Below are 20998 nucleotides of genomic sequence, written 5' to 3' on the forward strand. Positions count from 1 at the left end.
ATGCTTAAATTGAAGTATCTCTGCTTTTACTGTATTTTAACTTCATTCTTATCAATAACCTCCTGCACGCATTATCAACCTTTACTTCCAGCCGCAGAGATGCAAAGGTTTACTGATGATGAATTTAAAAATTATTTTCTTAAACGCCTTGATGATGTAATCTTTGTTCAGGTCTTTTCAGCAAGATATCCGGTTCTCAAAAAAGTAAGTGATGGATCTACGGCAAGAGATTTAAGAATAGGAACCGTACCCGGAATAATAGGCAAACACACACCTCTTTTCAATCAATACAAACAGGAATACGAGTTATTGAAAGAAGAGCTTGTAAAAAGAAGCCGCGACAAGAATCTATTCCTTCTTGAAGAAACAATGAATAAAGCTGAAGGTCTGCTAAAAGAACATCTTGATAGCATATACTCACAGATTGACAGCGTAATAGGTTCGGAATTTAACATGCAATACAATTCACAAGGAATAATAGATGTAAAAAGACTCTATGAAATCAGCAGGCATCAGGGAGAAAGCATGGGAAACCTTGTTGATATGCTTTTTGAAAGGCGTTATGAATAAAATATATTTAAAATACTTTCACTATATTCCTTCCTATTATTATTTTTCATTGACAATAAGACTGAGTTCATTTAATTTCATTAGATAATGTATCCTTAATTTAAGGAGAAAAATTTTTTATGAGAGCTCTTATCTTAGCAGGTGGCAAAGGGAGAAACCTGGTCCCAATCACAGAAACCCGCCCTAAATCAATGATAAATATCTGCGGTAAACCTGTTCTGGAGTATATCATCCTTGGATTGAAGGACATTGGAATCAATGACCAGATTATTGTGCTTGGGCACCAGAAAGAAAAGATAAAATCATATTTTGGCAGGGGTGATAGATGTGGGGTTTCAATAACCTATGCCGAGCAGAAGGAAACTACAAGCATTGGTGGCGCAGTAATGTCTGCGCAGAAGTTATTTTCTCAAAACGAATATTTTTTTCTTGTTTATGGAGACATTGTTTTTTCCCCAAACATATTCCTTAACACCCTAATCTCATTCAACTCAATAAAGGGACCTACTGCAACCATTTGTCTTCCCCCTGCCCCGGGACTTTACGGCAACATCTATATGGACAAGGAAGTTCAGATAACCAAGATTATAGAAAAACCGGTTAACAGGAAATTCGGAAACTATATCTTGGCTGGAGTCTTTATCCTTCCAACCGATTTCTTTAAGCTGCTGTCAAAAGTTAAAAGCAACATGGAAAAAGCTTTTGACCTTCTTGTCAAGGATGTAGGGCTTCACGCTTCAATCTTTGAAGAGGACTGGATAGACTTGGGATATCCATGGAATGTTATTGATGCAAATAAGATTTTGATGAAGTCAATAGTTAAAACTACGATTCCAACTACCGCAAGATTTGAAGACAATGTGCGTATAAACGGGCCAGTGTTCATTGAGGACAATGTAACAATAAAAGCCGGAGCTACTATAAACGGTCCCTGTTATATAGGCGCTGATTCCTTTGTTGGCAACAACTCCCTTATAAGGGAATATACTTCACTCGGGGCAAGAAGCCTTGTCGGGTACGGGGTTGAAATCAAAAACAGCATAATATTTGATAAGGCAAAGATAGGGCGCCTTTCTTTTATAGGAGACAGCATTATTGGTGACAGTGTTGATATAGGTTCAGGAGTAATGACAGTAAATACTGATATAGAAAAGAAAACCATCAAAACTCATATAAACGGCAAATACATTGACAGCAAACTTGAAAAGCTCGGAGCCTTTATCGGAGACGATGCTGTTATAGGTGCTTCAAACACAATCTTGCCTGGAACCATTATCCCTCACAAAGCCAAAATCCCTCACAAGGGATCTATCTGAAGAGATTTGTTTATGTGCGGAATAAGCGGATTAATCGGACGAGCAGATATAACGAAAAAACTTTATAATAGCATAAGGAATCTTGAATACCGCGGCTATGATTCCTGCGGAATTGCTGTGCTTTCAGACGGACAGATCAAAATAAAGAAAAACATCGGCGCAGTGGATGAAGTAAACCAAAAAGAAAAATTTCTTGAACTGTCAGGGAAAATAGGGATTGCACATACAAGATGGGCAACACACGGAGGTGTTTCAAAAGAGAACTCACACCCTCACTCGAGCTGCAACAAGGAATTTGCCATAGTACATAATGGCATTATTTCAAATTACAGGGAACTTAAATCAGAGCTTCAGAAAAAAGGGCATAAATTTCTTTCTGAAACAGATACTGAAGTAATTGTCCACGAGATTGAAGAGTTTTACAGCAAATTCAGAGATGTGGAAAAAGCAATCAGAGAAACAATAAAAAGATTATCAGGAACCTATGCTTTTGCACTGATATCAGTCCACTCTCCTGAAACAATATACTGCGCAAGGAATGAAAGCCCTCTTGTCCTGGGAGTTGGTATGGGGGATATGTTTATTGGTTCTGACTTAAATGCTTTTATCGAATATACAAAAAATATTGTTTTTCTGAATGACGGAGAATATGCCATTGTCACAAAAGATAACTTCCAAATAAAAGACGCTTTTACAGGAAAAGAGAAAGAAAGGGAAATCAAAAAAATAGAGTGGGATGCTGAAATGGCTAAAAAGGGCGGCTATCCCCATTACATGCTGAAGGAAATCTATGAAGAGCCACAGACAATAATCAATGCCCTCAATATAGAAAAAGAATCAATTTTGACACTGGCAAAAATGATACTTGAAAGCGAAAAGACATACTTTGTCGGAGTTGGAACCACATATTATGTTGCTCTGTGTGCACAGTATTATTTTTCAAGTCTGACAGGCAAATATATCCCTGCCATATCTTCTGATGAATTTGAATACATCGCTGAGGTAAATGAAAAAACGCTTATAATTGCAATTTCCCAGTCAGGAGAGACATACGATACATTAAGGGCTCTGAGGTTTTCCAAATCAAATAAATCAAAAACATCTGCAATAGTTAACGTTGTCGGGTCTTCAATGGCAAGAGAGGTAAATCACTCCATAATGCAGGATTCAGGACCGGAGATATGTGTATTGAGCACAAAAGCTGCCCTTTCACAGATAGTAATCCTGATTCGCATTGCCATTGAGTTGCAGAAAATAAGAAAAAATATTTCTCAAAAGACCTACCAGAGATTTCACAGAGAACTTGAAGAAGGCTCAGAAATAATAAGAACAATATTGAACGAACATTCTGCAATCATAAGAAACATAGCATACAAACACGCCCGTGTTAAAAACTGGCTCTATCTTGGAAGAGGAATCTACAGCGCCATAGCGCTTGAATCAGCCCTGAAAATGAAAGAAGTCACTTACAACCATGCAGAGGGTATGTCGGGTGGTTTTATGAAGCATGGAACAATCGCATTAATTGACAAAGACATTAACTCTTTAATCTTTATGCCACCAAAAGAAGATAACGCATTATTTTCTTTAACTCTTGGGAATGTTGAAGAGATAAAGGCAAGAACAGGTTTTGTTTTAGGGCTTCATTTTGGAGATGCAAAAGGAATTTTTGATGAAGAAGTAATTCTGCCAAAATCTCCTCATCTGATAGCTCCTCTGATGCAGCTTATTGCTGGTCAGCTTTTTGCTTATTTTTCTGCTACTGCGCTTAAAAAAAATGTTGACAAACCGCGTTCTCTTGCAAAATCTGTAACAGTTGCATGATGGTTCGACAAGCTCACCATGCTCTCATACTGAGTCAGCAGAAAAAGCACCCTGAGCTTGTCGAAGGGTAATTGGAGAAAAATATTAATGTTATTGCCATCAGATTTTTTTGACCTGAGCAGATTTGAGCATAAGAGACTGTTTGAAGGTCTTCAGTTTGTCTGGGACTGTTTAAAGATTTTTCCTGACTACCTGAAAAATAATTTAAGACCCGGAATCAACTCCAAAATTACAGATGGTGTTTATCTGCAAGGGCATGACATTTTTATTGGTGAAAATACTACAATTGAACCCGGCACTGTAATAAAAGGACCAGCAATTATTGGTAATAATGTTGAAATCCGTTCCTGTGCATATATACGCGGAAATGTTATTGTCGGTAATAACTGTGTCATAGGTCATGCTTCAGAGATTAAAAACAGCATAATGATTGATGGTTCCAATGCGCCTCATTTCAACTATCTTGGTGACAGTGTTCTTGGAAACAATGTAAATCTCGGAGCTGGAACTATTCTCTCAAATTATAAGATATCTATTGATAAATCTATAAAAATAAAAATAAACAATAAGCTCTATGATACAGGTTTAATAAAGCTCGGAGCCATTATGGGAGATAACTCTGGAACAGGGTGCAATGCTGTTTTAAATCCGGGAACCCTTGTAGGAAAAAGGTCTTTAATCTATCCACTTGCATCGGCACATGGTTATATCCCACCTGATACAGTAGTCAAGCTAAGGCAGGACATTGAAATAAAAAAACTAAGATAGAATTTTTTAAGAATTTCAATTACAAACGCATCTCTTCCCTTAACATCAGCAACTTTTATCTTGATTTTTTTTTAGTAATAAATATTATTGTCTCAGATTTTTGCTGGAAATATTAATCAGGATTACTTAATTTAAATTTTTGATTTTTCAAACGCCGGAGTGGTGGAATTGGCAGACACACCATCTTGAGGGGGTGGCGGGTTTCCCGTGGGGGTTCGAATCCCCCCTTCGGCATCTATCATAATATTTATCAGATACCTTGAAGAATCAAAAATCCATTTTAAGATTAATTATTTACATTCAATTTACAAAAATTTACAATATTTCCATATTTTATTTATAAATTAAAAGTTAATTATATTTATCTTTTAATCAAAAATTGTGTATCTTGTTTTTTTGAGATAAAAATATTGTTTTTGTAAGGAGACCTTTAATGACAACAATAAAACAAATGAGACAGAAACCTATTAAACTAAAAGCTGTATTTTATACCGCTCTATCACTAATATGGATCTTCGCTACTGTTGCTTTAGGCCATGTGGTTATGGTGATAATCAATAAGGAGCATCCCGAATTAATGTGGTCATTTGGGCAGTGGTGTATGGTTGTCGGGTTTCTCTTTATTGTCTTAACAAGATTCTTTAAAAGCGACGGGTGGCAGAGCTTTTTCGGGGTTTTAGGCGGCACAGGAATGTGGATATCCTTTGAATATGGGCTTATCTATGGCGGTGAAAGATTGGGGGTATCTTATACCTATAACGGAAGCTATCCAGAATACAGGATGATGCAATGGTCAGTTGGAGTTCTGTTAATGGTCTGCATGTATCTTATGTTTCAGGAAAGCGTAAGGTGCAATCTTTTTGCTTACCTCAGAAGAAAACTCCATCTTATGAGAGGTGCTGTAGCAACCGGAAAAATAGACAACTATGGACCACGAACCGCTTTTGAATATATTATGACAACGTGGTTTTTCTATGTCCTGCTGATTATGGGTTACGATGAAGCGATCTTTGGCGCAAAGGGTAAATTCATTTATGCCGTGTTCTTTTGTTCTTTTGCAGTAGCTTTTTATCTTGCATACAAGTTACTAAACTTTGATACGTTCGGTGCAAATCTAAGGTATTCCATTCCTGTAGTTTTGATATTCTGGAACGATATTGAGATCCTTGCTAAATGGGGCATGCTAAAAGAACCCTGGGTTCATATCAACTGGCCTATTATGTTAGCAATAATCTTTGGTTTCTGCTTTTCAAGTTATCTTATCTACAAAGATTTGTCTGCAAAAAGAAGCAAGGAAACAATGCCAGTGATTGAAGACTTGAAACAGGCGGAAATATAAAATAATTTATAACCTGTAACTTATAACTTTAAAGAGGTAAAAATGAAAAATATAAAAATAATGATTTTTTTTATATTGCTTATGTCAACAGCAGCATTGCTTAATGCCGAAACTCTTAAGGCTGTTGTTATAGATGGGAATACTCTGTTTAATAACGCCTACAGTCCGCAGAATAAGCCTTATACTGAGGAAGAACTTGTTGTTGCTAAAACCAATGCTGAGAGAGGAGGCAAGCTTTTCCTCCTTACCAAAGATGGTACTCTCTACTATCCAGCTCCAAAAAAAGGAGAAAAATCCGCAATATTCCTGAATCAAAACATGAATGCCCCGAGAATTACACGCATCTTTGGAAAAGAGCTTCAAGCTCAAATCAATGCTCAAAACAAAAAGAAATTTACCTGGCTAACCCTTGTTCATGTTGTCGGCAATGAAGTTGAGATAACAGGGGATATATATCCAGGCTATTCCGGAGTTAAAGGAATTCATATAAAGACTATAAAATGTGATAAGGTGCCGTAAGTTATAGAATGCTTTAAGCCCGGAAGAGCAGAAGTCATTGCAAGAAGTGTAACGACAAAGCAATCTTATTTGCCGAACTTACTATTTCCACCCACATAAAATGTAATAACTTGTCTAAACAGCCTGTTCGAACCTGTCACATTTTTCCAAACAAACAACTTTTCCCTTAAGATTCTGTTGACTTTTTAGATTTTCAATGATAAAAATTTTTAAACCTGAATCAGGCAGTTCAGCATAATTCTCTGATTCGGGTTATTTTTTAATACAGGTTTTCTAAACATTTTAAGCTTAGAAAGAAGATATAAGAAAAGGTTTACAGCTTTTTTTTATTTGAAAAATGAATATCAGGAAGATAACTCTAATTGAACCCAAATCGCCTGGAATTCATGTCTTTTCAAGAATTCCTATTCCAAGGCTTGGGTTGCCAATACTCGGAACTATTCTTGCAAGAAAAGGTTTTGACGTAAAAATTTATGTGGAAGACCTTAATGGAATTAACTTTGATGATGTTCTGAGCTCTGACCTGATTGGGATTTCATCAATAACCACTACTGCTACAGGAGGTTATGAAATAGCAAAAAAGGCTAATGAAAGAGGAATACCGGTTATCCTTGGCGGAGTACATAATACCTTCCTCCCTGATGAAGGACTAAAATATGCAGATTATATAGTCAGAGGTGAGGGAGAGGAGACATTTGAAGAACTGATTGATGCTTTAATTGACGGAAAAGACTTAAGCGAAATCCATGGGCTCTCTTTCAAAAAAGATGAAACCCCCGTTCACAACCCTCCCAGAAATTTACAAGACAATCTCAATCTCTATCCTGTTCCTGATTTGTCTCTTATAGATGGTTATAAAAAAATGAAAGTCCTTCCTGTTTCAACTTCAAGAGGTTGCCCTTTTAACTGTAATTTCTGTTCAGTTACTGCAATAAACGGGAAAAACTACCGCTTCAGAAACCACGAACTGATAATAGAAGAACTGAAAAAAGCAAATAGAAGACATGTCTTTTTTGTTGATGACAACTTCACCGCAAACAAAGAGAGGACAAAAACCCTTCTTGAATATATGTTAAGCAAAAATGTTGCTCCAGAGTGGAGCGCACAGGCAAGAGTTGATGTGGTTAATGACAATAATCTCCTTAAACTTATGAAAAGGACTGGTTGCTACAATGTATACATTGGTTTTGAGTCAATAAACCCAAATACTTTAAAGCTATTTAAAAAGGGACAACAGCTTGAAGATATTGAACAGAGCATAAAAAAGCTTCATGAAGAAAATATACAAATTCACGGCATGTTTGTTTTTGGTTCTGATGAAGATGACATAAAAACCATTAGAGAGACGGTTGCCTTTGCAAAAAGACTTAATATCGATTCAGTACAATTTATGATTCTCACTCCCCTGCCAGGAACACAAACATATGAAAGCTATAAAAAAGAATCCAGAATATTGACCTATGACTGGAATCTTTATGATGCTCATCATGTAGTATATACCCCAAAGAAAATGACTCCTTTTGAACTTCAAAAGGAAACTTTTAAAGCAATGAATAAATTCTATTCTTGGGTACAGATACTTAAAAGAGTCTGGGCAAGAGATGCTTACAACGTAGTTATTAAAACATATGCAAAAAATATAATTTCAAAATGGAAGAAAGATAACTACTCATATATGAAGGATATGAAATCAGGAGTACCTTACCAGAGTGAAGATGAAAAACATCTGTTTCCTTTTTCAATCCGCTCAAAATTAAAGACAATCGGTATTCCAGGAGCTTCTTTGCATTTAGGCTCAAGAGAGTTTTTGAAAAGCTTTTTTGGAGAAGTTGGTGTCAATTTCAAATTCGCTGATATCTGGAAAAATATCAATTCCGAGAAAAACTCAGGCTCTGTTTTCAAAGACGCCTGTCTTCCGGTTAAGTTTACCTTTAACCAGCTTTCTGAGCTTAAAGACAAAGTTGATATTATTTTAATACCTGAAATAAAGGCAAAAATACCCAACCAGTACTGCCAGCATCTTTCAAGCTTTATTGAAAAAATGAAAACCTTGAAAGATGGTTTTCCCCCAATTGTCAATTTTCTTTTTGATCCTGTCAATGGACCAAGCTATCAGGCATGTTCAAAAGTAGGACTGCTGTTTACTCAGAATATAAAAAAGATTCATAATTCCTATCATAATGCTGTTTCTAATTACAAAGAAACAATAATGGAAAAGTTAAAGTCTCTGAAAGACTTTGGAGTTAAAAAAGACGAGAAATCGCTTAAAATAGCTTTTCTTTCACCACCCTATATTCTTCATAATTCAAATCTGTCAGGGCCTATTCTGAATTTTTTAAAAGAAAAAGAACTCAACCATTTAACTGACAAAAATATCAGCATAAGCTATCTCCCTGATGGAACGGATTTAAACGTTCAGGAGTTTTTTTGCAGCAGCGATAACGTTCTGTTTGACATGGCGCATAAATTTTCTTCAGATTCAACAATTGACGGAATCATAATTCTTGGGTCAGAAGGATGTTTTTCTTCAAAAACCACAAGAAGCTTAATTGAAAATAATGATGATGTTAAAATAAATAAACCGCTCAAAGTATTACAGCTTAGAGAAGATTTAAATTTTAACAGTCTGATTTCTGATATAAAGATATTTCTTTCCGCTATTGATCAACGGAAAGGAACATCAGCGAATTCATTTCTTTAGATTATGAGTAATATCATCTCTGCTTTTTTATCAGCGTGATTATAACTTTAAAAAGCCAAGGAGAAGGATTTTGGGAAAAAGAAGAGTTGTTGTAACAGGAATTGGTATAATCTCGCCAATCGGCATAGGGATTAAAGAAAACTGGAACGATTTGCTTGCTGGAAAATCAGGAATTGATAAAATCAGCAAATTTGACACCACTGATTTTTCCTGTAAAATTGCCGGTGAGGTAAAAGACTTTGACCCTCACAAATACATTGACCCCAAAGAAGCAAAAAAAATGGATACTTTTATCCAGTATGCCCTTGCAGCAAGCTGTATGGCGATGGAGGATTCAGGGCTTAAAATTAGTGACGAAATTGCTGAAATGGCAGGAGTAATAGTTGGTTCAGGTATTGGCGGAATGCCTCTTATTGAAAAAAATTACAAGATATACCTTGAAAAGGGACCAAAAAGGATATCCCCATTTTTTATTCCTCAAGTAATAATAAACCTTGCTCCAGGACAAATTGCAATGATGTTCAACGCAAAAGGACCAAATTCAAGTGTTGTTACAGCATGTGCAACCTCTAACCATTCAATCGGTGAAGCATTCAGAACCATTCAGAGAGAAGAGGCGGATGTGATGATTACCGGAGGGAGTGAATCTGTTATTACTCCACTTGCCATAGGCGGTTTTTGCTCAATGCGTGCGCTTTCAACACAGAACGAAGAACCATCAAAAGCAAGCAGACCTTTTGATTTAAAAAGAGATGGATTTATTATGGGTGAAGGTTCTGGAATACTTATTCTTGAAGAGCTTGAATTTGCAAAAAAAAGAGGTGCAAGGATAAGAGGAGAACTTATCGGTTACGGTCAGTCCTGCGATGCATATCATATGACTTCACCATCAATTGACGGAGAAGGAGCTGTACGCTGTATGGCATCCACACTGAAAGATGCAGGAGTAAAACCAGAAGAGGTTGATTACATAAATGCTCACGGAACATCAACACCTTTAAATGACAAATTTGAGACCATAGCAATTAAAAAACTATTTGGAGAGCGTGCATCTTCCATTCCAATAAGTTCAACAAAATCAATGACAGGTCATCTTCTGGGGGCATCCGGTGCAATTGAAGCAATCTATACTATTCTCGCTCTTGAAAATCAGGAAGTACCTCCAACAATAAACTACGAATATCCTGACCCTGAATGCGACCTTGACTATGTTCCCAATAAACCCCGCAAAGCAAAAATAAAAGTTGCTTTGAGCAATTCATTCGGGTTTGGCGGGACAAATGCGTGCCTTGCTTTTAAAAAATATGAAAAATAAATTCCAAATCACAAATTTCAAATGCTTCGGTCATTCGATAATTTGAATTTTGTACTTATTTGCATCTTTGTGCTTGGGATTTGATACTTAACACTATTTAAGGGAGGAATAAATCTTGCCAAAAAAAATTGGCTTTGAAGATTATATTGAAGATCTCAAAGAAAGAGAGAAAATTACTGAATCCGGCGGCGGAGAAAAAAGAATCGCCATTCATCATCAGCAGGGCAAACTTACTGCAAGAGAAAGATTAGCTATACTTTTTGACAAAAATTCGTTTGAAGAAATTGATAAATTTGTAGTTCATAGATGTAACAACTTCGGGATGGAAAATGAAAAAATTCCAGGTGACGGCGTCATAACCGGTTATGGGACAATAAACGGAAGGCTTGTCTATGGTTATGCTCAGGATTTCACCGTTTTTGGAGGGTCGCTGAGCGAGACATGTGCAAAAAAAATATGTAAAATTTTAGACCTCGCGCTCAAGATAGGAGTTCCTATTATCGGGCTCAATGATTCGGGTGGTGCAAGAATTCAGGAAGGAGTTGCAAGCCTTGGAGGATATGCTGAAATCTTTTTGAGAAATGTTCTCGCCTCAGGAGTTATTCCCCAAATCGCAGCTATAATGGGACCTTGTGCTGGAGGAGCTGTATATTCACCTTCGATAAATGATTTCATATTCATGGTTAAAAATACAAGTTATATGTTTGTTACAGGTCCTGACGTGATAAAAGCTGTTACCCATGAGGAGGTCACAAAAGAAGAGCTCGGAGGAGCAATGACCCATAACAGCCTTAGCGGAGTTGCGCATTTTGCTGCTGAAAATGATAAGGATACATTGCTGATGATTCGTGAGATTCTTGCCTTTCTCCCTCAGAATAATATGGAAGAGCCAAGGCTGAAACCAACAAGTGACCCTTCAAACAGAGAAACTCCTGAAATAGAAAAAATAATCCCGATTAATCCCTACAAGCCTTATGATGTAAAAGAGGTGATTTCAACACTTGTAGATGAAAACTATTTCTTTGAAGTTCAGGAACATTTTGCCCAAAACATTGTAGTAGGTTTTGGAAGGCTTAACGGCAGAGCTGTAGGAATAATTGCAAACCAGCCAGCAGTCCTTGCAGGAACACTTGATATAAATGCTTCTGTAAAGGGAGCAAGATTCATACGTTTTTGCGATGCCTTCAATATTCCTCTTATCACCCTTCAGGATGTTCCCGGATTTCTGCCGGGGCTTAACCAGGAAACAGGAGGAATAATAAGGCATGGCGCAAAACTTCTCTACGCATATGCAGAAGCCACTGTTCCAAAGGTAACAATAATTACACGCAAGTCATACGGCGGTGCTTACTGTGTTATGTCAAGCAAGCACGTAAGGGGAGACATTAACTTTGCTTACCCGACAGCTGAAATTGCTGTAATGGGTCCAGAGGGAGCTGTAAATATAATCTTTAAAAAAGAGATTTCAAATGCTGAAGACCCAAAAAAGGCCAAAGACGAACTTGTTGATAACTACCGCAAAAAGTTTGCAAACCCATACATCGCAGCAGAACTTGGCATAATTGATGAAGTCATTTATCCAAAATATTCCCGTAGAAAGCTTATAAAAGCCCTCGAGATGCTTCAGAACAAGACAGATAAAAACCCTGCTAAGAAACATGGGAATATTCCGCTCTGAAAATTGATGATTTAAAAATTCCGGGAAACAATTTGAGCAGAAGTAAAAACAGATTCTTAAAAACACTGGAAGATATAATATCTTATCTCTTGGTAATAAGTACTATTACAATAGCCTGGATACTGTTCAGGGTTTTAAACAGAACAAAAGTCTATGGCTTGGAAAATATACCTTTTAAAAAGAATCTTCTTCTTCTGCCTAACCATCTTACAATGATAGATAGTTTCCTTGTTGGCACAACTGCATTTTATCCTGAAGTAATAATAAAACCGTGGCTTATTCCATGGAGTCCTGCAGCAGAAGAAAATTTCTTCAGCAATCCTGTTCTTGCGTGGATAGCAAATAATTGGAAAGCCATACCGGTTAGACGGGGCAGAAAAGACCTTGAGGTCCTAAACAAAATGATTGAGCTTTTACCTGACGGAACAATGATAAATTTCCCTGAAGGAACAAGAAGCCGTACAGGCAAACTCGGAAATGGCAAGCCAGGAGTTGGAAAACTAATTTACAATTCAAAACCAACAGCAATTCCAGTTAGAATTTTTGGAATGGAAAAGGTTTTGCCAATAGGTTCTTACTTTCCGAGAATTTTTAAAAAGATTACAGTAGTCTTTGGAAAGCCTATAGATTTCAGTCCATTTTATGCTCTTCCTGATGAAAAAGAAACATGGCTTGGAATTGTTAAAAAAGTTATGGACTCAATTACTGAATTAAAACCAGTTGAAGGAAACAGGGAATTTTCTGTCAAGGCATCAGAAGAGGGAAACTTTTCTTAACAAGCTGTAAAATCTTAATTATATGTCATAAATCTCTTTCTCTGAATATTTATAATAAATATGTTAAAATAAAAATCATGGCTGAAAAGTTCAAAAATCTTATCAATGGCAAGTGGGTTGAGCCATCTTCAGGAAAATATTTTAAAAACATAAATCCTGCCAACAAAGAAGACCTGCTTGGAGTATTCCCTGATTCAACAGCAACAGATGTACATAAAGCCGTTGAATCCGCCCACGCTGCTTTTGAAAAATGGAGCAAAATCACTGCGCCAAAAAGAGGAGAAATAATCCTTAAAGCAGGGCAGCTTCTTCTTAAAAGAAAAGAAATATTAGCACAGACTGCCACAAAGGAAATGGGTAAAATTCTTATTGAAACAAAAGGAGATGTTCAGGAAGGAATAGATACCGCCCTTTACATGGCTGGTGAAGGGAGAAGGCTTTTTGGTCAGACAACCCCTTCAGAACTCAGCAATAAATTCGCAATGTCATTAAGGGCTCCTATAGGGGTTGTCGGGATAATATCCCCTTGGAACTTTCCAGTTGCAATTCCTGCATGGAAAATATTTCCTGCATTAATCTGCGGAAACACTATCGTCTTCAAACCTGCAACTGATACCCCGGAGTCGGCGCTGAGACTGGTTGAGATTTTAATTGAAGCCGGTGTACCAGATGGTGTTGTGAACCTTGTTTTTGGTTCTGGTTCTGAAGTTGGAAAAGCAATTGTAACACATCCAAAAATCAGCCTCATATCTTTTACCGGATCCTCTGAAACAGGAAGATTTATTGCTTCTGAATGCGGAAAGAGATTAAAAAAATGTGCTCTTGAAATGGGAGGAAAAAATGCACAAATAGTAATGAATGATGCTGATATTGACCTTGCCATTGATGGCGCTCTTTGGGGAATTTTTGGAACAACAGGACAAAGATGCACTGCTACAAGCAGGTTAATAATCCATAAAAAAATCCTTGATGAATTCACACACAGATTAATCACAAGGGCTAAGAAAATCAGGATTGGTAATGGCTTAGATGAGTCAACTGAGATGGGACCCTTGATAAATGAAGCACAGCGCCAGAAAGTTCACAATTATGTAAATATAGGAATAAATGAAGACAGGGCAAAGCTTCTTATTGGAGGTGAATCTTGCAATAACCGTGAATGCTCAAAGGGATTTTTCTACAAACCCACTATTTTCACTAATGGAAACATAAAAATGAGAATTGCACAGGAAGAAATTTTTGGGCCTGTTGTTATAATTATTCCTGTAAAGGATTTTAATGAAGCAATAGCTGCTATAAACAGCAGTAAATATGGACTTTCAGCATCTATATATACAAAAGATATTAATATGGCATTTAAAGCGATTGAAAGAATTAAGAGCGGCATCGTGTATGTAAACAGTCCAACAATTGGTGCTGAATCTCACCTTCCATTTGGAGGAATAAAGGACACCGGCAATGGCCACAGAGAAGCCGGAGTAACAGCCCTTGATATTTTTAGCGAATGGAAAACAGTGTACATTGATTACAGCGGAAGACTCCAGAGAGCCCAGATAGATACTGATAAATAGCCCCATCTTCTTTTTAATAAAAAGTTAATAAAGCCATATCTCAATTGTCTAAAAATAAATTGACAAAACCATTTAATCTCCTATATTTACTTTAAAGGGTGTTTTAATTCTTTCAGCTATAAAAGGTCTTCACATGCTTTTTGACAACGCAAATCTTTTTATTATTGACGAAGAAAACCCTGTTTCCGGAAAAGAACTAACCAAAAATTTCAAAAAAGCCGGGTTCGGTGCTTTATTTTTTTCCAGCTGCGAACAGGCGTTAAGAGAGCTAAAAAAAACAAAAGTTGATTTGGTTATTACCGGAATAAAATCATCACAAATTAACGGGTTGGAATTTTTAAGAAGGATAAAAACATTAAACTATCAGGCTGATGTAATAATTTATACTGAATTTGGTGATGTTGATAATTACATTAGGGCATCAAAACTCGGCGCAGCAGATTTCATAAATAAGCCTATTGAATTCAAGGAAATGCTTTCAATTGTAAAAAGAACACTTAAGGGAAAAATAGATAATACTAAAATAGCGACAACCGACAGAAGAAAACATCCGAGGTTTTCAGTAGACGAACCAGCATATATAGTTCAAAAACAGAAAGAAAAGAACAAGAAATCCAGAACCAGTGCAAGAATAGTTAATCTCAGTCTTTCAGGCCTGCTTATTGAATATTGCCTGCCTTTTGAAATTAATAAAATTTTAGAAATTCACCCTGTTTTGGGAGGCAAAAAGATAATAACCTCCGGTACGGTACGCAACTCAAAAGAAAATGAAATAGAAATCCCTGCTTACTATACAGGAGTAGAATTCACAAAGGTCTCAGCCAATCATCATAATGTTATTCAGCAGTACCTGGAAGCGATTTAATATTATTCATTAATTCAATGAGTCAACCCTGATCTTTTCAACCAATTCAATAGCTTCTTTTCTTGTAGATATTTTATTCTCAATTTGAAGCTCTTTGATTTTTTTGAGTATCTTTCCAACCCTCTCACCCTCTTTACATTTTAATATCCTTATTATATCTCTCCCATCTATTAATTTTTGCAGGTTAATAATTGCGTCTCCCTCATTATTAAAAATTCTCAGAATCATGGTTCTGACAATAATCGTTTTCTTATAGTTTTCCTTCCCTAAGGTTCTTAAAATTGCATTCCCTAAAACCATTAAAATCAAAACATCCTTTCTGGTATTGTGGATAAGTTTTCTTATATCTATTTCAAGCTCCTTTGTTTCAAACAATTCAAAAAAATATTTTAAACCTCCAATTACTTTGCAAATCCTTGAAATTTCAAGGTTTGAAAAACGCATATTTTTAAGCGCAAAGCTGATATTTTTAGTTTCTGCTTCCAAAGAGCATAATTTTTCAAAGTTTCCTGTAATTGAAAATGAGATAATGGCAGAATAATATATTACTTTTTTATCATCAGAGGTATATTTTAGCTCAACCATTTGACTACCATCAAAAAAAACTTTATCAATCAACTCACTTAAAGTTTTTAATATAGATATTAAATTTACTTTTTTTTCCTGTGTTTCAAGCATCTTTATTGCTCTGCCTGAGCCTTTACCTGAAAACAGAATTTCTAACAATTTAGTTTCAATAAGCAAAACTAACCCATTAACAGGGTTACGAGAGAGAATAATTTTATCCATTTCTTCCTTTATTCTCTCTGAAGAAGACCTGGAGATTTGGTCATTTTTTGAAGCTATAAAAGATAAGGTTCTCTTTTCTATAGAAAACCCTTCAAGAGTTGTAAAATATCTGACAGCCCGTAGCATTCTGAGCGGGTCATCATCAAATGTATTATCAGATATCATCTTTATAATTTTTTTTTCTATGTCATTAAGCCCATAAAAATCATCATACAATATTTTTTCACTTAAAGAATAGGCAATTGAATTTATAGTAAAATCTCTTCTTGCCAGGTCCTTATGGATATTTCCCTGAAAAACTTTTGCAAAATCAAGAGAAAGCCCTTTTTTTACAACCCTGTAATTAACTATCTCTTCCTTATCCATAACAATCATCTTTGCCCTTAATCTTTCAGCCGCTTTTTTAGAAATCTTATCTGGTTCACCGTTCACAATAAAATCCAGATCAATATTATCTCTGGATAAAATTGCATCTCTTAAAAAACCGCCAACAAGATATAAAGGCAGCTTTAATTCATCAGCTATCTCTTTTATCAGTTTGATTTCCTTGTTTCTCTGAATTTTTTCTTCAATCAATTTTATTAATTTATTATTTTTCATGACTGCTTTATATTAAACCTTGCTCTTTATTTAAATAAAAGATTTAATTTGTTAGTGGAAATTTATAATAAATTCTGAAGATAGAAACTGAAATCTATTTTAGGAATTCCTTTAAGATTGCGCTCTTAGTTTGTTTTCTCAGGCGGTTCTTTGCCTTTTCCTCTATCTGTCTGATTCTTTCTCTTGACAACCCCATATCTTTCCCTATTTTTTCAAGTGTTTCCGGCTCTTCGTTATTAATACCAAACCTTCTTCTTAAAATTTCAGATTCTTTCGGGTTCAGATTACTGAGCAACTCTTCAAGCTCTTTTTCCATCTTTATTTTGTCCATTTCATCATCTGCAGAAGAAAGATTTTCAGCCTGAAGAAAATCAAGATAACTGCCTGAATCACTGTTTTCACCAAATGGATTTTCAAGAGAAATAGCGTTTTTTGAAATAGAAAGCAATAATTCTACATCCTTTATTGGAAGGTTTAATACTGCTGCTAAATCTTCTTCATTTGGTTCTCTGTCGAGTTTTTGAAGGAGCATATCATACTTTTCACCTATTTTATTCATTGCTGCCATTTGTCTTACCGGAAGACGGACAGCCCCAGTCTGCTCAGCAAGAGCCTGAATGATTGCCTGCTTTATCCACCACACAGCATAGGATACAAATTTAACACCACGGTCAGGATTAAACCTTTTTGCAGCCTGAATCAATCCAATGTTTCCTTCATCTATAATATCGAGTATATTAAGTCCACAACCCCGGAATTTGGAAGCAATGTTGACAACAAATCTAAGATTTGCCTCAACTAGCTTTTTCAAGGCTTTCTTGTCACCATTCCGGATTCTCCTTGCCAGCTTTATCTCTTCATCCCTTTCCAAAAGACGAACCTTGCCTATTTTCTGAAGATAAGAACCGAGGGTATCATCACTAACCTTTAAATAATTGAACTTTCTTTTCCTAGCCATTTAACACTCCGGACCTTATTCATGTTTTTCTTTAGAATTTATACCCATTCTATTGACAAAAAACTTTCTGCTGAATTAAATACATATATCCTATAATTTAATTTTTAAAAGGGCAATACTATGAGCAAAAATGGTTTTATATTAGTAATCACAACTTCCGGTTCTGACTCTGAAGCAAAAAAACTTGCTCAGGCATTAATAGAAAACAAACTAGCTGCCTGCGTTAACATAATTCCGTCAATAACATCAATCTTCAGATGGGAAGGAAAAATCTCTGTTGAGCCTGAACTAATGCTGATTGCAAAATCACATCAAAAATTCTTTTCCAAGATTAAGGAAAAAATTCTTTCCATTCATTCGTATGATATTCCGGAAATTATATCAGTCCCTATCTCCGAGGGTTCTGAAGAATATTTGAAATGGATTGAGGAGCAGTTACAGGATATACCTGCTTAGATCCTCGTCAGCAACAATATCAGACAGCTTTTTCATTACATATTCTGCATTAATTTTAAATTTAGTGTTCTGAAGGATAGGAGCATTAAAAGATATTTCATCCAAAAGTTTTTCCATTATTGTATGCAGTCTTCTTGCCCCTATGTTTTCATTCTTCTCGTTAACCAGAGTTGCAATCTCTGCTATCTCTTCAATGGAATCATCTGTAAACTCAAGCCTTACTTTCTCTGTTTCAAGAAGAGCAATATACTGCTTGATTAAAGCATTTTTTGGCTCTTTTAAAATCCTGATGAAATCGTCTTTTGATAATGAGTCTAGGCCAACCCTTATTGGGAACCTCCCCTGCAGTTCAGGAATCAGGTCAGATGGTTTAGTGACATGGAAAGCCCCTGCCGCGATAAAAAGTATGTGGTCTGTCTTGACCAATCCGTATTTTGTAGCTACTGTTGTCCCTTCAACAATTGGAAGCAAATCCCTCTGAACCCCTTCTCTTGAGACATCAGGTCCTGTACCGCTTTCTCTTCCGGCAATCTTATCAATCTCATCAAGGAATATTATCCCGGACTGTTCAACCCTTTCCTTTGCCAGATGATTAACCTGCTCCATATCTATCAGCTTCTGTGTCTCCTCCTGAATTAACATCTTAACAGCTTCAGGAATTTTAACTTTCCTGCTTTTCATTTTTTTAGGGAAAAGCCCTCCTACCATATCCCTGATATTCAAATCTATCTCTTCAAATCCTCCAGTACTTGATATTACTTCAATAATTGACGGGAAAGGTTTATCAGGGACTTCCAAATCCACATAGCGGTTATTGAGTTTTCCAGCCCTGAAGTGCTCTCTGATCTTTTCCCTTGTGGATGTAAAGTCATCCAATGGAGTTTTCTGTTCAGATAAGCCATCACTTACAGGAACATTATTCTTCCTTTTTAGTGGAGGAAGAAGCAGGTCAAGAATCCTTTCCTCTGCAATGATTTCAGCTTTCTCTTTAACTTTTTCCTGTTCTTCATCTCTTACCATCTTAACTGCCAACTCTGTAAGGTCCCTAATCATTGACTCCACATCCCTGCCAACATATCCGACTTCTGTAAACTTTGATGCTTCAATCTTAAGGAAAGGTGACTGTGCTAGCTTTGCAAGCCTTCTTGCAATCTCTGTTTTCCCAACACCGGTAGGTCCTATCATTATAATATTTTTTGGAGCAACCTCATCTCTCAGTTCCTCAGTAAGCTGCTGTCTTCTCCATCTGTTTCTTAAGGCAATAGCTACTGCCCTCTTTGCATTTGTCTGCCCGACAATATATTTATCAAGTTCTTCCACTATCTCTTTAGGTGTTAAATATGCCATATTATCCTCGTAAAGCTTCAAGCTTATAGATTAAAGCTGAAACTCTCAAATTTCTTCAATCATAATATTAAGATTAGTATAAACACAGATTGTTCCGGCTATTTTCATTGCTTCTTCTACTATTGACCTTGCAGAGAGGTTTGAATGGATTATCAAAGCCTTTGCAGCAGCAAGCGCATAAGGTCCCCCTGAGCCAATTGCTATAATTCCGTCATCAGGTTCTATAATATCACCTGTTCCTGATACAATAAATGAATTCTCCTTATCCACAACAGCCAGCAAAGCCTCAAGTTTTCTCAGGACCTTATCAGTTCTCCAGTCCTTTGCAAGTTCAACTACTGCCCTCTGAAGGTTACCACGGAACTGCTCAAGTTTTCCCTCAAGGCGCGCAAGAAGAGTAAAGGCATCTGCTGAGGCTCCTGAAAAACCAACTATAATCTGGTCATGAAACAGCCTTCTTACCTTTTTAGCATTATGTTTCATTATAACTGTCTCTCCAAGCGTTACCTGACCATCCCCTCCTATGGCAACCTTACCATTATGTCTTACTGAAAGAATAGTTGTCCCCTTAATCATTTTAACACCCCCTAACCAATCTTTGCCCTTGGATGCGCACTATCATAAACCTCCATAAGTTTATCAATTCCAACATGTGTATATTTTTGTGTGGTTGAAAGGCTTACATGCCCTAAAAGCTCCTGAATAACTCTCAAGTCTACTCCTGAGTTGAGCAGATGAGTAGCAAATGTATGGCGCAATTTATGCGGTCCTATTCTCTTCTTAATCCCGCTCCTTTCTACTAATTTGTTAACTATTCTCTGTACTGTCCTTGTGCTTAGTCTTCCGCCTCTTTGATTAATAAACAAAGGAGTATTATCTGCTGAATAATTCTTGTTTTTATCTATGATTTTCTCTTTTGATTTTGCATATCTTCCCAAAGCCTCCGAAGCCTTTTTCCCAAATAATACCATTCGTTCCTTTTTCCCCTTCCCTCTTACACGTATAAGATTCAGGGAAAAATCTATATCGTTAAAATCTAATGATACCAATTCACCTGCCCTCATTCCTGTTGCGTAGAGGAGTTCCATCATAGCTAAATCTCTTGCCTCAGTAAAGCCTCCTGCTGAATTAATATTAAGCAAACAGGTTATTTCATCAAGTGTGAGAAAAAATGGCAATGTTTTCCCTTTTTTGGGAGTTGCAACCTCAATAGCAGGATTCTTTTTCAGATAACCTTCCCTGCAGAGGAATTTAAAAAAAGCTCTTAATGTGGCCAATTTTCTTCCAATTGAAGTCTTATTATTTCCCTTCTCCATTAAAAATCTCAAAAAAGCCCTTATAATGAAACTATCAATTTTTTTTACATTTCTTTCTGAATTTTCTTTATTAAATATTAACCTTTTTTTTCCTTCAAAAAATCCATAAAACTGCAGTAAATCGCTCAGGTAGTTTCTAACAGTATGGTTTGAAAAACCCCTTTCATCTTCAAGATATATTTTGAATTTATCAACAAAAAAATTCATGTAAATATTGTATTACATATTTTTAGGTATTATCAAGCTTTTTAGAAGAGACTATGAGACGCTTAAAATTACGCAGGTTCTTC

Annotated in this window: 18 protein-coding genes and 1 tRNA gene; 14 read left to right on the forward strand and 5 right to left on the reverse strand. The window is 36.2% G+C overall.

The features are described 5' to 3' along the window. The 13 genes from A3H37_02915 to A3H37_02975 all read left to right on the forward strand — a co-directional run bounded on the left by A3H37_02915 (window position 1) and on the right by A3H37_02975 (window position 15242). Complete coding sequence (locus A3H37_02915) at window positions 1-570, forward strand: hypothetical protein (GenBank protein ID OGL50781.1); 570 nt, start codon at window positions 1-3, stop codon at window positions 568-570. 119 nt (window positions 571-689) lie between these two features. Further along, complete coding sequence (locus A3H37_02920) at window positions 690-1886, forward strand: hypothetical protein (protein OGL50782.1); 1197 nt, start codon at window positions 690-692, stop codon at window positions 1884-1886. 12 nt (window positions 1887-1898) lie between these two features. After that, window positions 1899-3710: a glutamine--fructose-6-phosphate aminotransferase gene (locus tag A3H37_02925; GenBank protein OGL50783.1), complete on the forward strand. Its 1812-nt coding sequence runs from the start codon at window positions 1899-1901 to the stop codon at window positions 3708-3710. 87 nt (window positions 3711-3797) lie between these two features. Further along, on the forward strand, window positions 3798-4478 hold the full coding sequence (locus A3H37_02930) for a glucose-1-phosphate thymidylyltransferase (protein OGL50784.1): 681 nt from the start codon (window positions 3798-3800) through the stop codon (window positions 4476-4478). 153 nt (window positions 4479-4631) lie between these two features. Further along, window positions 4632-4712, forward strand: a tRNA-Leu gene (locus A3H37_02935). 199 nt (window positions 4713-4911) lie between these two features. Further along, on the forward strand, window positions 4912-5817 hold the full coding sequence (locus A3H37_02940) for a hypothetical protein (protein OGL50785.1): 906 nt from the start codon (window positions 4912-4914) through the stop codon (window positions 5815-5817). A 42-nt stretch (window positions 5818-5859) separates the two neighbouring features. Further along, window positions 5860-6336 carry a hypothetical protein gene (locus A3H37_02945; protein OGL50786.1) on the forward strand — a complete coding sequence of 159 codons (477 nt, stop codon included), beginning with the start codon at window positions 5860-5862 and terminating at the stop codon, window positions 6334-6336. Between the two features lie 337 nt (window positions 6337-6673). Beyond that, window positions 6674-9037, forward strand: coding sequence for a hypothetical protein (locus A3H37_02950; protein ID OGL50787.1), 2364 nt, complete (start codon window positions 6674-6676; stop codon window positions 9035-9037). Between the two features lie 70 nt (window positions 9038-9107). Further along, window positions 9108-10352, forward strand: coding sequence for a beta-ketoacyl-[acyl-carrier-protein] synthase II (locus A3H37_02955; protein OGL50788.1), 1245 nt, complete (start codon window positions 9108-9110; stop codon window positions 10350-10352). A 127-nt stretch (window positions 10353-10479) separates the two neighbouring features. After that, window positions 10480-12030 (forward strand): methylmalonyl-CoA carboxyltransferase, encoded by a 1551-nt coding sequence (locus A3H37_02960; GenBank protein ID OGL50938.1) that lies wholly within the window; start codon window positions 10480-10482, stop codon window positions 12028-12030. A gap of 32 nt (window positions 12031-12062) precedes the next feature. Next, the gene (locus A3H37_02965) at window positions 12063-12806 is read left to right on the forward strand and encodes a hypothetical protein (protein ID OGL50789.1); all 744 of its coding nucleotides are present in this window, start codon (window positions 12063-12065) and stop codon (window positions 12804-12806) included. A 77-nt stretch (window positions 12807-12883) separates the two neighbouring features. Then, window positions 12884-14377: an aldehyde dehydrogenase gene (locus A3H37_02970; GenBank protein ID OGL50790.1), complete on the forward strand. Its 1494-nt coding sequence runs from the start codon at window positions 12884-12886 to the stop codon at window positions 14375-14377. Between the two features lie 133 nt (window positions 14378-14510). After that, entirely contained in the window at window positions 14511-15242 is a 732-nt protein-coding gene (locus A3H37_02975; protein ID OGL50791.1) for a hypothetical protein, read from the forward strand. A gap of 9 nt (window positions 15243-15251) precedes the next feature. Here A3H37_02975 and A3H37_02980 read toward each other — a convergent pair whose 3' ends face one another. Together A3H37_02980 and A3H37_02985 are read right to left on the reverse strand one after the other, a co-directional pair. Continuing rightward, window positions 15252-16631: a hypothetical protein gene (locus A3H37_02980; protein OGL50792.1), complete on the reverse strand. Its 1380-nt coding sequence runs from the start codon at window positions 16629-16631 to the stop codon at window positions 15252-15254. A 94-nt stretch (window positions 16632-16725) separates the two neighbouring features. Next, the gene (locus A3H37_02985; GenBank protein ID OGL50793.1) at window positions 16726-17589 is read right to left on the reverse strand and encodes a hypothetical protein; all 864 of its coding nucleotides are present in this window, start codon (window positions 17587-17589) and stop codon (window positions 16726-16728) included. A 120-nt stretch (window positions 17590-17709) separates the two neighbouring features. Between A3H37_02985 and A3H37_02990 the strand changes: the two genes are divergently transcribed. Beyond that, a complete protein-coding gene (locus tag A3H37_02990; protein OGL50794.1) occupies window positions 17710-18045 on the forward strand; it encodes a hypothetical protein in 336 nt (111 codons plus the stop codon). Here A3H37_02990 and A3H37_02995 read toward each other — a convergent pair. The 3 genes from A3H37_02995 to A3H37_03005 are packed head-to-tail and all read right to left on the reverse strand — an operon-like array spanning window position 18025 to window position 20915. Beyond that, on the reverse strand, window positions 18025-19392 hold the full coding sequence (locus tag A3H37_02995) for an HslU--HslV peptidase ATPase subunit (GenBank protein ID OGL50795.1): 1368 nt from the start codon (window positions 19390-19392) through the stop codon (window positions 18025-18027). The two genes, A3H37_02990 and A3H37_02995, sit on opposite strands and share 21 nt — an antisense overlap. Before the next feature lie 45 nt (window positions 19393-19437). Then, on the reverse strand, window positions 19438-19965 hold the full coding sequence (locus A3H37_03000; GenBank protein ID OGL50939.1) for an HslU--HslV peptidase proteolytic subunit: 528 nt from the start codon (window positions 19963-19965) through the stop codon (window positions 19438-19440). Window positions 19966-19979: 14 nt separating this feature from the next. Further along, complete coding sequence (locus A3H37_03005; protein ID OGL50796.1) at window positions 19980-20915, reverse strand: hypothetical protein; 936 nt, start codon at window positions 20913-20915, stop codon at window positions 19980-19982. Window positions 20916-20998 lie beyond the last annotated feature (83 nt).

The organism is Candidatus Schekmanbacteria bacterium RIFCSPLOWO2_02_FULL_38_14 (assembly GCA_001790855.1).
Taxonomy (GTDB): Bacteria; Schekmanbacteria; GWA2-38-11; order GWA2-38-11; family GWA2-38-11; genus 2-02-FULL-38-14-A.

Excerpts from the sequence above, each read along its gene's own strand:
- A3H37_02915 (OGL50781.1), top strand. The coding sequence starts at position 1 with ATGCTTAAATTGAAGTATCTCTGCTTTTACTGTATTTTAACTTCATTC.
- A3H37_02920 (OGL50782.1), top strand. The coding sequence starts at position 690 with ATGAGAGCTCTTATCTTAGCAGGTGGCAAAGGGAGAAACCTGGTCCCA.
- A3H37_02925 (OGL50783.1), top strand. The coding sequence starts at position 1,899 with ATGTGCGGAATAAGCGGATTAATCGGACGAGCAGATATAACGAAAAAA.
- A3H37_02930 (OGL50784.1), top strand. The coding sequence starts at position 3,798 with ATGTTATTGCCATCAGATTTTTTTGACCTGAGCAGATTTGAGCATAAG.
- A3H37_02940 (OGL50785.1), top strand. The coding sequence starts at position 4,912 with ATGACAACAATAAAACAAATGAGACAGAAACCTATTAAACTAAAAGCT.
- A3H37_02945 (OGL50786.1), top strand. The coding sequence starts at position 5,860 with ATGAAAAATATAAAAATAATGATTTTTTTTATATTGCTTATGTCAACA.
- A3H37_02950 (OGL50787.1), top strand. The coding sequence starts at position 6,674 with ATGAATATCAGGAAGATAACTCTAATTGAACCCAAATCGCCTGGAATT.
- A3H37_02970 (OGL50790.1), top strand. The coding sequence starts at position 12,884 with ATGGCTGAAAAGTTCAAAAATCTTATCAATGGCAAGTGGGTTGAGCCA.
- A3H37_02975 (OGL50791.1), top strand. The coding sequence starts at position 14,511 with ATGCTTTTTGACAACGCAAATCTTTTTATTATTGACGAAGAAAACCCT.
- A3H37_02980 (OGL50792.1), bottom strand. The coding sequence starts at position 16,631 with ATGAAAAATAATAAATTAATAAAATTGATTGAAGAAAAAATTCAGAGA.
- A3H37_02985 (OGL50793.1), bottom strand. The coding sequence starts at position 17,589 with ATGGCTAGGAAAAGAAAGTTCAATTATTTAAAGGTTAGTGATGATACC.
- A3H37_02990 (OGL50794.1), top strand. The coding sequence starts at position 17,710 with ATGAGCAAAAATGGTTTTATATTAGTAATCACAACTTCCGGTTCTGAC.
- A3H37_02995 (OGL50795.1), bottom strand. The coding sequence starts at position 19,392 with ATGGCATATTTAACACCTAAAGAGATAGTGGAAGAACTTGATAAATAT.
- A3H37_03005 (OGL50796.1), bottom strand. The coding sequence starts at position 20,915 with ATGAATTTTTTTGTTGATAAATTCAAAATATATCTTGAAGATGAAAGG.